Consider the following 13,831-nt stretch of genomic DNA (forward strand, 5'->3'; position numbering starts at 1 on the left):
AAAATTAATTTATGGTGAATTTTTTGATAATACTGATGGCTTCTTGAAGACATTTTTCGGTAACAGGGGATAATTCTTCTCCAAATTCAAAATTCCTACCCGGTATGAGAACCCACCAAGCCGCAGGACAACAGCCATAAAGCACCTTCACCAAGGATAAAATCGCTCTAGGGTCTCCAGTATGGCCTAGGGTTTCTTCTATCTCAATAGGTTGGAGGGGTTGAACTTCTACGGTGGCGGCATCACTGGGCACAGCATCCACGAAAATTACACCTTTAGCACTCGCTATATTTTCGGCTAACTCAGGGGTTAATTGATGAACTGCCAGCACTTGCACCGCCGGCCATTGTTGTGTCGCAATGGTTTCGGCAACCCGTACCCCCACCCCATCATCACCCCGCAAGGTATTTCCATAACCGATGATTAAGTATTGAGACATAAACGTTCCGACCTCCTGAGACAATACGGTTTTCTGCCCTTGAAAAAAGGCTTAAACTAAGCAACAATTGGAAAGCAAAATTAAGTTTAAATTTATTTAAATATATTAATCATGAGTACAAACGTTGCAGCAGTAGTAAAGGCAATGGCCACTGCGCCAACGGTAGCACCCGATAAAACAACGCAGGTTGTTAAGAAGACCTATCCTAACTATAAGGTGATTGTTCTCAATGATGATTTCAACACCTTTGAACATGTGGCCAAATGTTTGATGAAGTATATTCCAGGGATGACCAGTGATCGCGCCTGGGAGTTAACTAACCAAGTTCATTTTGAAGGACAGGCGATCGTTTGGGTAGGTCCTCAAGAACAAGCAGAATTATACCATCAGCAACTCCGCCGCGAGGGACTGACGCTGGCACCCTTGGAGGCGGCATAAAATCATGAAAAATCCTTCTAATGGGAGATTGGTTTGGAATCATTCTACTCATATTCGAGATTTGATTCCCGTTTTAGAAAAGCTCATTACTCAAACTGGTATTACTACAGTTACTCCGGGTGTCATCAGCCGCGCTAGGGCCCATTCTCCAGACCTAAAATTAAGGGTTTCTGTGCCAATTCGGGGCGGTTATAAACTGATTGCTAGGCAAGGAAAAACTGTTCAAGAGGTTTTTATTGTTACAGATTTAAATCAAGCAGAATTAGAAAATCTGATTATACAAGCCTTGAAATAATAGTTCAGTGTCCCTCCCCCTCCCCTGCATTTCACGAGTCGGAAAAATCAGTTACCATATCAGAGCATTTACTTTTAAAGTTAAATGCCTGATCCCGAAAAGGAGCTTTTTGACTGAATGCAAACCCTGATTAACTATTCCACTTCACTTCAATTATCACCCTTACCCCTTAAACGTCCCTTGTTAATGATCGGTCATGGTACAAGAGACGCAGAAGGCCGTCAGACTTTTTTAGATTTTGTCCAAGTTTACCAAGATTTAGATAGTTCTCGTCCTGTCATTCCCTGTTTTCTTGAACTGACTACCCCGACCATTGCTGAGGGAGTAGCGTCTTGTGTCTCCCAAGGTTACACAGAAATATCAGCTTTACCGATTCTTCTGTTTGCCGCACGTCATAATAAATTTGATGTCACCAACGAATTAGATCGCACTAAACAACTCTATCCTCAGATCAATTTTCACTATGGGCGGCATTTTGGCATTACCCCTAGTATTTTAGACTTGTGGCAACAACGATTAGACCAACTCGACCAACCGGAATATAATCCTCATAATATCCCCCGTTCGGAAACCGTTTTGTTATTAGTCGGAAGAGGTTCGAGCGATCCGGATGCCAATGGAGATGTCTATAAATTAGCGAGAGTGCTTTGGGAAGGAAGCGGCTATCTAACCGTAGAAACTTGTTTTATTGGCATTACCCACCCTCGACTAGAAGAAGGTTTCCGTCGCGCTCGTTTGTATGCACCCAAACGGATTATTGTCTTACCCTACTTTTTATTTACTGGCGCTCTAGTTAAGAAGATTTTTGCTATTTCTCATCAACAACAACAGCAGTATCCAGAAGTTTTAATTAATTGCTTACCGGAAATGGGCATTCAACCCCAACTGCTAGAATTAGTCCGCCAACGGGAAATAGAAACCCAACTCGGAAGCGTACAAATGAACTGTGAGATGTGTAAGTTCCGTCTAGCGGCTCTTGACAAAAACAACGCTCATAGTCACCATCATCACGATCATAATCATCACCATCATCACGATCAGGCGGTGCCCGATCCCTATGCTAATCTTGAGCAATATCACGGTAGAATCTGGCAAACGCCATAATAGTTATTAGTCGTTAGTCATTAGTCGTTAGAATTGTAGGGTGGGTTAGGTGCGGGGATAATTTTTATAAGAAACGGATAAGTTTTGATCCGCTCCGTAACCCACCACTGTGTATTTTTTATCAACATAAACATTTTTCCCCACGATGCCGAAAGAGCCTAATAACATTTAACCCTGACCAATGACCCATAACTAATAATTAATAACTAATAATTAATAACTAATAACTAATGATTAATAACTAATGACTAATAACTAATGACTAATAACTAATAACTAATAACTAATGACCAATGACTAACTTAAAAATAACTGTTGGTAGCCAAGTCAAACTAATCGCTTTACCCGCTTATTTCAAGACGGCTGAACCTATGCCCATGCTTCGTCCTGCCGATATTCTAAGCATTGGTGAGGCAGGAATTGTCATTGATCGTCGTCCTGGCGGCTATTGGGGTGTTCGTTTTAATCGAGGAGCTTTCCTCGTAGAAAGTCAATATCTCGAAGTTATCCCACCCCCTGATCCGGCCATGACCATTGAGTCTAAAACTCAAGAAAAAGATCAATAGCAGTCAGCCAAGTTTTACTGTTCTGTAGAAGTGGGAGTTTTATCCTCTGGAGGAGAAACAATAGTTTCAGAATTTTGAGCCGCAATCTCTTTGACTTGGTCTTTATACTGAACAGGAGCAAGGGTAACCGCTTGCTCAAACAAAGGTTGAGATTCTGTGGTTTTTCCTTGTTCTTTTAACACGAATGCCTGAGCCAAGACCGGACGAAAATCTTTAGGATCAAACTTGCTGGCTTCTTGATAAACGGCCAGTGCTTCTGGATATTTCTTTTGCTTGACATAGATTTCACCTAATAACAACTGTAAGGCAGTAAGATCGACATTAGAGGGAGTTTCTGCCTCATCAGACTGAAGAGAAATAGCCTTAGAAAGAGCCGCTTGCACTTCCCCAACCGCATCAGAAAAACGATTTTGAGCCGATAGTAAATCCACTAAACCTTTAAGCGCCATCATCTGCCCCGGATAAGCCGCTAAAATTGCTCGATAGGCGGCGCTGGCCCCTTCAAAATCTTCTACTCGCTCTTTAGCCTGAGCCAGTAAAAACGTATATTCGCTTTGTTGGGGATTAAGTAGCGCTAATCTTTCTAAAGGCTCGATGGCGGCTTTAATATCACCTTGCTTTAATCGAGCTTCTAAAAGTCCTTGTAGGGCTGTTTGATTTTCGGGTTCTCGTTCTAGCACCATTTGATAGCCTAAAACCTGAGAATCTAACTGATTAGAGACTGAAAGAACCGACTGTCCTGATTTGGCGTTTCTCGCTTGCAATACACTACCGACCAAAGGAGCCAAGGAAAAACACACCAAGGCAAACAGCATTAATATTAAACCGATGTAAGCCCAGCGACTACGCTTTGAAACAATTTTCATAAATCTTCAGATGAAATAACAATAACAGGAAAATTTATTACAAATTACTTTTTGCTCATGGATTATTGAGTACAATAAGCAAACAGGGATTTGTTGATTGTACTTAACTATGCTAATCCTAAAATCTATTTTAGAGTACAGCGAATCGCACAGGATCAAGTCGGAAATTTGTCTGTGCCGCTAGGAGTGTGCTATGAATTCTTTTGCGAATCCGTCTTTTGAATCACCCCGTCAGGGCAAAACGACATCACAGAAGTCAGAAACTTCGCTGCCGGAGTCTGTACTATCGACAAAATCTCAGACGGTGATGAGTCAGCAGACATCCGCTTTAAAAGTGGAACCAGAAGAATTAAAAATGACTAGTGCGGAACGAGTTCCGCACCCCAGCCAGCGACAACTACCTATCCCTGCTCCTTCGCAGCCAGAGCAGTATCGAGCCATTGGTTTAATACAAGGTCACTATCAACGCTCATCAGACCAACTTAACCGAGGTAATCTTTTGACTGCTGACGGAACTTTGATTAATGCTGTGATGCTAGGCCGAGTGATCGGCTTATTCAAAAAACTGATAGACCTCGAAGAACCTCATTTATGGGTCGTTTATCCCCGAACAAGGGACGACGAGCAACAATTACACGTGCAAATTGTCGGGGTTTGGGAGCCTGAAACGCTGTGTAAAGACGAGCCGCAACCCTTAGCTAACTCTGACGATCAAACCTTAATCAAGCATGGCTATTTTTCGGTTCGAGGTGAGGTCATCTTCGCTTCTGCGGAAAAACAAATGGTCATTGTTAAAATTAGACAAGCTCCCAAACAAGAGCAAGAAAAGCCGAAATTTTTTAAATTAATCTTGAGAGGAACCCTGCCGGCGCGACCTGTCAGCCGATTTTGGGATTTAAAAGTAGAGTTACAAGGTAATGATCTCGTTATTCAAGAAGCCACCGATTTAGGCTTTATTAAAAATAAAAAGTCTTTCAACAACCGCAAAAAAACTTTAACCAACAGCCGCTCAAGAAAACCTTTTAATAATTCTCGTTCTCTAACTAGAAGTTACCCAGAAAATAAAAGTCAACAGCCTCAAGAGATAAAATTTACTCCGAAACCATCTAAAATCATTAAGAAAAAAATTGATTAAGCATAAATAATCAGCCCCCCCCCTTAAAGGGCAGGGTTTAAAAATCAAGTTTTTGCTCATTTGTCAAGAGAGTAGCTATTTTTTAGCAAGCCACATCTTTTGACCCTTAAATTCAATCGGTTAAGAAAAATTAATCGGAAAATAAAATCACCTTAAAGCTAAAATAACTGTCAAAATGAGAATAGTCATTTATAAAGTCTTGTTAGGCAACCACAACGAAAACAATGTCAGGATTTTGGAAGACTCTTTTTGGTGCTGGACAATTTATTCCACATGGACACTGTTATCTGTGGAAACCTTCCCTAGTTTGGTTACACCTGACCTCAGACTCTCTGATTGCCTTAGCCTATTATTCTATCCCTTTGACATTGTTTTATTTAGTTAAAAAACGCCAAGATTTGCCGTTTAACTGGATTTTTTTACTATTTTGTGCCTTTATTGTCGCTTGTGGGACAACCCACCTCATGGCCGTTTGGACACTCTGGCATTCTACCTATTGGCTATCGGGAATGATTAAAGCCGCTACGGCGGGGGTTTCGGTGTTAACTGCCATAGAGTTAATTCCCATCGTTCCTAAAGCCTTAGCCCTTCCTTCTCCGGCTCAATTAGAACAGGCTAACCAACAACTTCAAATTGAGATCACAGAACGTCTAAAAATCGAGGAGCAATTAAAGCAATACCAGAATCAGCTTGAGCAACGAGTGGCAGAACGCACCGCTCAACTAGAAGCCTCTAACGCTCATATACAAGAACTGCTCTGCTCTGAGCAACAAGCCCGGGAACAAGCCGAAGCGGCTAAAGCCGAAATTCAACGCTATACAGAACGCCTCACCCTAGCCCTAGAAGTGGCTAAAATGGGGTCTTGGGATTGGAATTTAGAGAATAATGAAGTATATTGGAGCCGTTACCATGAACTAATATTTGGCTATGAACCGGGTACTTCCCAGCGAAACTATACAGACTGGCGACAGCGAGTACATCCAGAAGATTTAGCCAAGGTTGAAAGGATTATTGCAGAAGCGATCAGGGACCACAAAGACTATGACTGTGAATATCGTCTTCTCTTACCAGACGGACAAGTGCGTTGGGTTAATGGTGTAGGTCGTCTCAGTTATAGTGGGGAGGGTTATCCTAACCAAATGATCGGAGTGGTTATTGATATTACAGACCGTAGATTAGCCGAAGAAACACTCAGGGAAAGTGAAGAAACGGCGAGACGACAACTCATAGAAATTGAAGCAATTTATACCTCTGCTCCGATTGGTCTATGTGTTTTAGACCTTCAATATCGATATATTCGGGTCAATGAATCTTTAGCACAAATTAATGGTATTTCTGTGAGTGAGCATTTAGGGCGTACAGTACGAGAAATTTTACCCGAACTCGGAGAATTTCAAGAACCAATTTTTGAACAGGTGATACAGTCTGGTCAACCTGTGTTGAATGTTGAAGTACATGGTGTCACCCCTGCACAACCTGAAATAGAACGAGATTGGATTGTTAATTACTATCCTTTGAAAGCACCCGAGGGTCAAGTACAAGCGATTAACATTACAGCACAAGAAATTACTGAGCGAAAAATAGCCGAAAAAGAACTTAAAAAACGCACACAAGAGTTAACTTGCCTCAATGCCACTCTCGCTCAAACGATGACTTTGCTAAAACAACAAAATCAAGAATTAGATCAGTTCGCTTATGTGGTTTCTCATGATTTAAAAGCGCCCTTACGAGCGATCGCTCATCTTTCAGAATGGATAGAAGAAGATTTAGAAATAGAACTTACCCCAACTACTCGCAATCAATTTGATCTCCTTCGCCGACGAGTCTATCGCCTAGAAGCCCTGATTAATGGATTACTAGATTATTCCCGAGTTGGACGTAGTGAAGTGTCTGTGCAAACTGTTGTGGTGGAGGACCTCCTCAAAGATATTATTGATTCTTTGGCTCCTCCGGATACCTTTAGGATTGATATAGCGTCAGGAATGCCCACTCTTAAAACCAAACGAATACTTCTAAGTCAAATCTTCTCTAATTTGATTAGCAATGCCATCAAACATCATCATCGCCCAGATGGAAGAGTGAAAATTTTAGTTCAGGAAAGAAAAGATTTTTACGAGTTTGCTGTCAGTGATGATGGTCCAGGAATTAGCTCACAATATCATCAAAAAATCTTTCAAATTTTCCAAACTTTAAAATCTCGGGATGAGCAAGAAAATACCGGTATAGGCTTATCTATTGTTAAAAAAATTGTTGAAAGTGAGGGGGGAGAGATCTGGCTAGATTCTGAAGCAGAACAAGGGGCCACTTTCCGCTTTACTTGGCCGAAAAAAGACTTATCTACTTAATAGGGAGGCAATAAACGCCGAAAACCATGCCAAATAATTATACTCGTAAAAAAACCATTTCTTATTATTAAAAAATAAACCGATAAAGACAAGGGTTTTTGGGGCTTGTTTTCCGAACAAACTTGAGCTAATTTTTTCCCTAAAATTTCTATCCATCTAATAGTTCTAGGATATTCCCAGATGTTTTGAAGCCAAGGTGAAGGGATTCCTTGTGGCCCAACGGCTGCCCCAATAATTCCTCCTAAAATCGCTGCTGTCGTATCTGTATCTCCTCCCTGTTGAATAATTTCTCTGATCCCGTTTTGATAATCTGTTTGATGTCTCAACCAAACCTGCATGACCATCGGTACAGTCTGATAAACATAACCACTCACTCCGCGAAAAAAGCCTAATTGATTAGCAAAATTTTCGGCGGTTTCTCTTCTCTTTGCACTCTCACAAGCCTGATATATTAAACTCAAAAAATCTTGGGCATCTGGAGTTAATAAGTCTTGTAAATTTTGGTAATAAAAATGCGGCTCAATTTCCGACTTCAAAGAAGCTAAATAAGCGGCAAGTGCTACGGCTAAAGCACCATATTCGGCTTTAGGGTCGCTATGAGTAATACGAGTTGAAGCTTTGACTAAATCACAAAGTTGATGCCGATTATTGCCATAACAAACTCCTATAATTGCGCTTCGCATCGCTGCCCCATTGCCCGCAGAAAATACCCCACTGCTATCAGGAGAAAACCCTAACCATAACTTTAAAATTGCCCTGAGAGTCGCAAAACCGATGCCTGCTGGTAAACCTAATAACCACCAACGTAAGCGCCACGCCAGAGCTTTAATAAATACTGGTTTGTTTCCTGCCGATACGATTAAAGATTGTGCCACCATACAAGTATGTTCGGTATCATCAGACACCATACCTTTGCCAAAAAATAGATGATGTGCGTTTAAATTCGGCATAATAGCACGCTGTCTTTGTCGAGATAACCCCTCATAAGGAAGTCCTAGAGCATCTCCCACAGCAGTACCCAACAAACAACCGACAATAGAGTCTAAGTAGGTGGACAAAACTAAAGTTAACTCTGTGATAAGGGAACAGAAAACAGGTAAGAAGTAAAAGTTGGATCTGTTATTGAGGCTCCAGATTAATTATAGCCAAAATACTAAGATAAGTAGGATGTTTCCTGAATTCATCCTACTATTAAAACCCCTTAAAAATTTAGCCGCTTAGTAATACCAATTTTCCCTGAAGCGTGTCTAATAGATTCCCCCCCCAACCCCCCTTATTAAAAAGAGATAGGAGTTACGCACTCCTGATGAAAAACAACAATTTTATGTCATCCCTCGCTGTGCGAACCATCTCAAACCATCTCAAACCCTTGTGATTTGGTTATGGTGCGTAAGTCCTAAGAGAGTAAAAGAAAATTAAGTGTATGCTATAGGGAAAAATGGTATAAGCTGTTAAAAAGTTATGACTCAGCAAGCATTTTGAGCTAGTGTTTTGAGATGAGATAGGTTTTGAGCAACCAAATTTTCTTCGGGTTTAGATTCGACTGTATTCGAGTTGTTGTAAAAGTTTTCCCAAATGATTAGATGGTCTTGGCCTTGGTCTTGTAAAATTGCATCTATTAACAAGCTTCCCTCTAAATTTGCCCCCTCAAATTGACATCTTCTCAGGTCGGCTTCCCGTAGATTGGCATTAGTCATCGAGGCTCCCTCTAGGATAGCACCCCTAAGATCGGCTTGTCTCAAGTCAGACTCATCTAGGTTAGCCGCATTAAGATACACTCCATTGAGAAACGCTCTTGTGAGCAAAGCTCCCTTTAAATTGACTTCCCTCAGATTTGACCCCACAAGATGAGCGTCTGTGAGGTTAGCATTGTTTAAATTAGCTCCCTTCAAATCAACGCCAGAAAGGTTAGCACCCACAAGATTAGCGCCTTCAAGAAAAGCCCCCACTAAATAAGAACCTCTGAGGTCGGCTTTTTCTAAGTTGATTCCTTGTAGGTCTAGGTTTAAACCGTAAATTCCTCTCAAGTCAATCTCTAACTGAGGATTTTCTTCGATCCAACTATTCCAAATATTCGTACCTTTTTGGAGAATGTATAAGTGATTTTTATTCATGGGTTTGACAATCTCTAATAACAAAAACGACAAGATATGAACCAGTAATGCTGTGAATCCCCTTTAGGCACTCTTCCTTTGAGTAAAAAGCTTTTTGCCACGACAGGATTTTAACAACAGTTTTTATCCTCTCCTCTAAATTTTTTCAAGAGGAGATTCTTAAAAAAACAATTAATTCCTCTATCATAACAGAATAAAATCCTTTTTTGGTGATCTAATACACCATAAGTAAGATTTTACCGGCTGTTTTTGTAAAGAATTGTTGTTATCTATAGCCGATCAGATATTGAGCAGATAGTAAGGAAAATAACAAAGAATGCCATAGGGATCAATCTGAAGAGGCAGATCATCTAAAGGCAGAGGGGTTAAAGATATAATATAGAGCGAGTAAATGATCCAGCCCTAGCCGCTTTTCACAATAGCATCACCCGAGTAGAGAAGTTGGGGAGAAGCTCTCTAGGACGCAAAAGTGTGAATCAACAAATTTTGAGCGGATTTTAGATGAAAAAAGGAATTTTATTTATTGCCACCAGTTTAGACGGATACATAGCTAGGAAAAATGGAGAGATTGACTGGCTATTTACGGACCAGGACTATGGTTATGAGGAATTTTACCAGAGCATTGATATTACGTTAATCGGTTACAAGACTTACCAACAACTGTTAACTTTTGAGGAATTCCCTTATCCAGACAAAATCAACTATGTATTTAGCCGCCATCACAAGAACCAAGACCATAATTTAGTCACTTTTATTTCAACTGATCCAGTAGAATTTGTCAAACAACTGAAACAAGCGTCCGGGAAAAACCTTTGGTTAGTTGGAGGTGGGCAAATGAATACCCTATTTCTCAATGCCAATTTGCTCGACGAAATCATTATTTCTATTCATCCTGTCATTTTGGGAGAAGGAATACCGCTTTTTGCCGGAAATCCTCAAGAAAAGAAATTGCAATTAATTAAACATCAATCCTTTGAAAGCGGCTTAATCCAGATTACTTATAAAATTAAAGGAGATGGATAAACCCAAAAACTAATCATGACCTCTCTTGCTCCCACTGTCCTTGAAAAACTAGCAACTCCTTTAAAAATCGGTTCAGTAGAAATCAAAAGCCGCGTTTTACAGTCACCCTTATCGGGAGTAACAGACTTAATCTTTCGTCGCTTAGTGAGACGTTATGCACCCACCTCGATGATGTACACCGAAATGGTTAGCGCCACAGAAATACATCATCTGCAACAACTACCAAAAATCATGGAGATAGACCCTCAAGAACATCCCATCAGTATTCAACTATTTGACTGTCGTCCGGATTTTATGGCCGAAGCGGCAACAAAAGCGGTAGCAGAAGGAGCAAAAACCGTAGATATTAATATGGGTTGTCCGGTCAATAAAATCACCAAAAAAGGCGGGGGTTCATCGCTATTACGTCAGCCGGAAATTGCCCAAGAAATTGTCAAAACCGTTGTATCTGCGGTAGAGGTTCCTGTTACCGTTAAAACTCGTATTGGTTGGAATGATGAAGAAATTACCATTCTCGACTTTGCTAAACGGATGGAAGATGCCGGCGCGGCAATGTTAACCTTACACGCTCGGACTCGCGCTCAGGGGTATAATGGGACGGCAAGATGGGAATGGATTAGACGAGTCAAAGAAATACTCTCTATCCCAGTTATTGCTAATGGGGATATATTTTCTGTTGAAGCGGCGCTTAGGTGTTTAGAAGAAACTGGCGCAGATGGGGTCATGTGTTCTCGGGGAACATTGGGTTATCCGTTTTTAGTGGGAGAAATAGATTATTTTTTGAAGACAGGAAAAGAATTAGCTACACCTACTCCTTTACAACGTCTTGAATGTGCCAAAGAACATTTAAAGGGTTTATGGGAATATAAAGGACAACGAGGAATCTATCAATCTCGTAAACATTTAACTTGGTATTGTAAAGGGTTTGCGGGTGCATCTTTGTTACGGGATGAAGTATCTAGAATTAATAGTTTACAAGAAGGTTATGAATTAATTAATAAAGCCATCAAACAGTTAAATTTTTCTTAATTTTTCTTGTCATGCTCTGACCGAGACAGATAATAGTGGCATTTGAGTTGAGCAATGTTTAGATAGTTATTGGTTATTGTTACTTAAAAATCGGAAAAAAATTCATGACATCGGATCTAGGATATGAGATTTTTACTGTACAAGAAGCTCCCCACTTATTTAACAGAAAACCGAATAAAAATTTTACAATCCAAGTATGGCCTTCCTTTATGTCATATTGCCCTGAGCCACAAGAAAGGCAAAAAGCTAGTTCAAAAAAGCAGATTTATTCCGATTTTAGTATCATAGTAGTCGAATCAGGGACAGGACGGTTAATAGCAAGAGGAATCGGTATTCCTTTGGCGTGGGAAGGAGACTTTGACCAGTTGCCAGATCGAGGTTTAGACTGGGCAATAGATCAGGGGACAGAAGACCATTTACAAGGTCGTCAGCCTACCCTATTATGCGCTAGAAGCATTGCTGTTATACCCGAATATCGCAATAAACATCTGAGCAGTTTGCTCATTCAAGAGATGAAAAAAATCGCTCAAGCTCATCAGTTTAGTTCGCTAATTATTCCTGTGCGTCCATCTCTCAAACATCTTTACCCTCTCACACCGATAGAGCGTTATATCACTTGGCAAAATGAAAATAAACTCCCTTTTGATCCTTGGTTGCGTATTCATGCTAAACAAGGAGCTAAACTGATTAAAGTTTGCTCTCAATCTTTTAGTATTATTGATACTGTTTCTAATTGGGAAGCTAGGGCGAATATGCGTTTTCCCGAGTCTGGTGATTACATTATCCCCGGTGCTTTAGTACCCATCAAGATTGACTATGCCAACGATCAAGGGAGTTACATAGAGCCTAACGTTTGGATGTCTTACAATCTCAATTAATTGATAGGTTAAGAAATGTTTTATTATTAAAAGTAACTAGGCTCAAGCGAATATTTTTGAATATTGGGTCGTCGATGTCAAGGCGAGAAAATTAATTGTTTATCGTTTTCCCCAGTCAGGTGATTATCAAGAGACAAGAGAATTATTATCAGAGGCGAAAATATCTCCTTTAGCTTTTCCTGATGTTGAGATTGCCATCAAAGATATTTTCTTGATTTAATTATAGGTTAAGAAAAAGTAATATATTGCTGGAGCGAGTAATTATTATCGACCTTGCCTATCATTTCCGAAGTTTACTTACCCTTACTTGTGATCTAAATCACTTCGTTATCATATCGAGATCACAAACTGTTGACTATTAAAGCAATATTATAGAATTGTTGAGCTTAATCGATCATCAATTAATAGTAGAAAACACTTATGTCTACTCCAAAGTCAGAATTTTCTAAAGTGACATTTATCAGTTCTCAAAAGATTAGTAATTTGGCTCCTAGTGTTTCAGAAGATGTAATTGAAGAAATGGAAAAAGAGCAAAAAGAAAGAATTAAATCTAAAAAATATAAATCATTTTAATCTTTATTAATAATTATGAAAAAGCCAAAAAATCCAAGCCCTGCAAAAATTTTATATTTATTTGCAGAACTTCACAATCATCTAGGTAACGGAACGATTCGCCATCAATTAAGCCAAATAGTGAGGCATAGTAAAGACGCTGAAATTATTGACATTTGTCGGCGTGCGGCAGATTGCTTAGAAATAGAAATTGATGACAAGTTTAATAAACTTGATACTGAGCAACATTCTCATTCTCTTAAAACTCTTGTTAATCATCTCGCATGGGCAAAAAACAAGTTTGATGAAATCCTTAAATTAAGGGATGAATGTAATCCGAAATGGACAGAAAGTATTTTTAAAGCTACCGAGATTCAACTAATAGAGCTTTCTAATTGTTATACATTACTTGATAAAATTCCTGATATTACAGATAAAAACGATGAGGTAGTTAAAATAGGAGATCTTGTTGCCGTCAGATGCAAAGATGAGAAAGATCAAGAGTATGATCATTATGGGGTTTTAATTTCAAGTCCCAAAGGCTACAGAGTTGCTCATTTTTTTACAGGTGCTACAGTAAAAGCTCAAAATAGTCTGGCAGAAAAAGGATTTGGCTATGTGCATGAGACATTTTATTCACCTGACTGGATAGTCAAAGAACATTTACCCACAGAAATTCCCTATAGCCAAGTTGAGCAACGGATAAAAGAATCAAGAAAACTCGATAAACGAGTATGGAGTAAGTTCACCTATAATTGTGAACATTGGGCACGAGAAATGGTTTATAACAAACCTGAATGTACTCAGTTTAAAAGAGGGAATGATCAAATATAAGAGTCAACTCATTCCAGTGACTAAATTTTAGGGAGCATTAACTGATTAATATGCTGCACAGATTCTTGAACCAGTTGCGGCATAATTTGAATTGTTCGTTGTCCTGTTGGAGTTTTATAATACCTAAAAAAGAGCGGCTTTTTAAGAATTGTTCATTTTCACCGAGAACTTGAGATTGAGTTAACTAGACAGTGCTGTTGATGGGATTTTTCT

18 protein-coding genes are annotated in these 13,831 nt (G+C 39.7%); 12 read left to right on the forward strand and 6 right to left on the reverse strand.

Annotated elements, in window-relative coordinates:
* Positions 1–4: 4 nt before the first annotated feature.
* On the reverse strand, positions 5–439 hold the full coding sequence (locus CYAN7822_RS01010; protein ID WP_013320370.1) for a hydrogenase maturation protease: 435 nt from the start codon (positions 437–439) through the stop codon (positions 5–7).
* Positions 440–583: 144 nt separating this feature from the next.
* On the opposite strand from CYAN7822_RS01010, the gene clpS reads away from it, so the two are divergent.
* The 3 genes from clpS (at position 584) to CYAN7822_RS01025 (ending at position 2,276) form a co-directional block, all read left to right on the forward strand.
* Positions 584–877, forward strand: a complete 294-nt coding sequence (gene clpS / locus CYAN7822_RS01015) for an ATP-dependent Clp protease adapter ClpS (RefSeq protein WP_216701579.1) — start codon at positions 584–586, stop codon at positions 875–877.
* 4 nt (positions 878–881) lie between these two features.
* On the forward strand, positions 882–1,172 hold the full coding sequence (locus CYAN7822_RS01020; protein WP_013320372.1) for a DUF2103 domain-containing protein: 291 nt from the start codon (positions 882–884) through the stop codon (positions 1,170–1,172).
* Between the two features lie 117 nt (positions 1,173–1,289).
* Positions 1,290–2,276: a sirohydrochlorin chelatase gene (locus CYAN7822_RS01025; protein ID WP_013320373.1), complete on the forward strand. Its 987-nt coding sequence runs from the start codon at positions 1,290–1,292 to the stop codon at positions 2,274–2,276.
* A 45-nt stretch (positions 2,277–2,321) separates the two neighbouring features.
* Here the strand turns inward: CYAN7822_RS01025 and CYAN7822_RS40085 are convergent, their stop codons facing one another.
* Entirely contained in the window at positions 2,322–2,444 is a 123-nt protein-coding gene (locus CYAN7822_RS40085) for a hypothetical protein (RefSeq protein ID WP_280989391.1), read from the reverse strand.
* Between the two features lie 125 nt (positions 2,445–2,569).
* Between CYAN7822_RS40085 and sipA the strand changes: the two genes are divergently transcribed.
* Positions 2,570–2,842, forward strand: a complete 273-nt coding sequence (sipA, locus tag CYAN7822_RS01030; RefSeq protein WP_013320374.1) for a regulatory protein SipA — start codon at positions 2,570–2,572, stop codon at positions 2,840–2,842.
* Positions 2,843–2,856: 14 nt separating this feature from the next.
* Here sipA and CYAN7822_RS01035 read toward each other — a convergent pair whose 3' ends face one another.
* Complete coding sequence (locus tag CYAN7822_RS01035) at positions 2,857–3,708, reverse strand: tetratricopeptide repeat protein (RefSeq protein ID WP_013320375.1); 852 nt, start codon at positions 3,706–3,708, stop codon at positions 2,857–2,859.
* Positions 3,709–3,901: 193 nt separating this feature from the next.
* Here CYAN7822_RS01035 and CYAN7822_RS01040 point away from each other — a divergent pair, with 193 nt between their 5' ends.
* Positions 3,902–4,843, forward strand: coding sequence for a hypothetical protein (locus CYAN7822_RS01040; RefSeq protein WP_013320376.1), 942 nt, complete (start codon positions 3,902–3,904; stop codon positions 4,841–4,843).
* Between the two features lie 224 nt (positions 4,844–5,067).
* Entirely contained in the window at positions 5,068–7,188 is a 2,121-nt protein-coding gene (locus tag CYAN7822_RS01045) for a sensor histidine kinase (RefSeq protein ID WP_013320377.1), read from the forward strand.
* Here CYAN7822_RS01045 and CYAN7822_RS01050 read toward each other — a convergent pair.
* Together CYAN7822_RS01050 and CYAN7822_RS01055 are read right to left on the reverse strand one after the other, a co-directional pair.
* Positions 7,185–8,246 carry an ADP-ribosylglycohydrolase family protein gene (locus tag CYAN7822_RS01050; protein WP_013320378.1) on the reverse strand — a complete coding sequence of 354 codons (1,062 nt, stop codon included), beginning with the start codon at positions 8,244–8,246 and terminating at the stop codon, positions 7,185–7,187. The genes CYAN7822_RS01045 and CYAN7822_RS01050 overlap by 4 nt on opposite strands.
* A gap of 408 nt (positions 8,247–8,654) precedes the next feature.
* On the reverse strand, positions 8,655–9,302 hold the full coding sequence (locus CYAN7822_RS01055) for a pentapeptide repeat-containing protein (protein WP_013320379.1): 648 nt from the start codon (positions 9,300–9,302) through the stop codon (positions 8,655–8,657).
* 501 nt (positions 9,303–9,803) lie between these two features.
* Here CYAN7822_RS01055 and CYAN7822_RS01060 point away from each other — a divergent pair.
* The 6 genes from CYAN7822_RS01060 (at position 9,804) to CYAN7822_RS01075 (ending at position 13,618) form a co-directional block, all read left to right on the forward strand.
* Positions 9,804–10,325, forward strand: a complete 522-nt coding sequence (locus CYAN7822_RS01060) for a dihydrofolate reductase family protein (RefSeq protein ID WP_013320380.1) — start codon at positions 9,804–9,806, stop codon at positions 10,323–10,325.
* Between the two features lie 15 nt (positions 10,326–10,340).
* Positions 10,341–11,354 carry a tRNA dihydrouridine synthase DusB gene (gene dusB, locus CYAN7822_RS01065; RefSeq protein ID WP_013320381.1) on the forward strand — a complete coding sequence of 338 codons (1,014 nt, stop codon included), beginning with the start codon at positions 10,341–10,343 and terminating at the stop codon, positions 11,352–11,354.
* Positions 11,355–11,458: 104 nt separating this feature from the next.
* The gene (locus CYAN7822_RS01070; protein WP_013320382.1) at positions 11,459–12,232 is read left to right on the forward strand and encodes a GNAT family N-acetyltransferase; all 774 of its coding nucleotides are present in this window, start codon (positions 11,459–11,461) and stop codon (positions 12,230–12,232) included.
* Between the two features lie 52 nt (positions 12,233–12,284).
* The gene (locus CYAN7822_RS40445) at positions 12,285–12,452 is read left to right on the forward strand and encodes a Uma2 family endonuclease (RefSeq protein ID WP_083786914.1); all 168 of its coding nucleotides are present in this window, start codon (positions 12,285–12,287) and stop codon (positions 12,450–12,452) included.
* Positions 12,453–12,652: 200 nt separating this feature from the next.
* Positions 12,653–12,805, forward strand: coding sequence for a hypothetical protein (locus CYAN7822_RS37355; protein ID WP_013320383.1), 153 nt, complete (start codon positions 12,653–12,655; stop codon positions 12,803–12,805).
* A gap of 15 nt (positions 12,806–12,820) precedes the next feature.
* Positions 12,821–13,618: a hypothetical protein gene (locus CYAN7822_RS01075; protein WP_013320384.1), complete on the forward strand. Its 798-nt coding sequence runs from the start codon at positions 12,821–12,823 to the stop codon at positions 13,616–13,618.
* A gap of 20 nt (positions 13,619–13,638) precedes the next feature.
* Here the strand turns inward: CYAN7822_RS01075 and CYAN7822_RS40450 are convergent, their stop codons facing one another.
* Entirely contained in the window at positions 13,639–13,767 is a 129-nt protein-coding gene (locus tag CYAN7822_RS40450; protein WP_157871863.1) for a DUF2059 domain-containing protein, read from the reverse strand.
* Between the last annotated feature and the right edge of the window lie 64 nt (positions 13,768–13,831).

The organism is Gloeothece verrucosa PCC 7822, assembly GCF_000147335.1.
GTDB lineage: Bacteria > Cyanobacteriota > Cyanobacteriia > Cyanobacteriales > Microcystaceae > Gloeothece > Gloeothece verrucosa.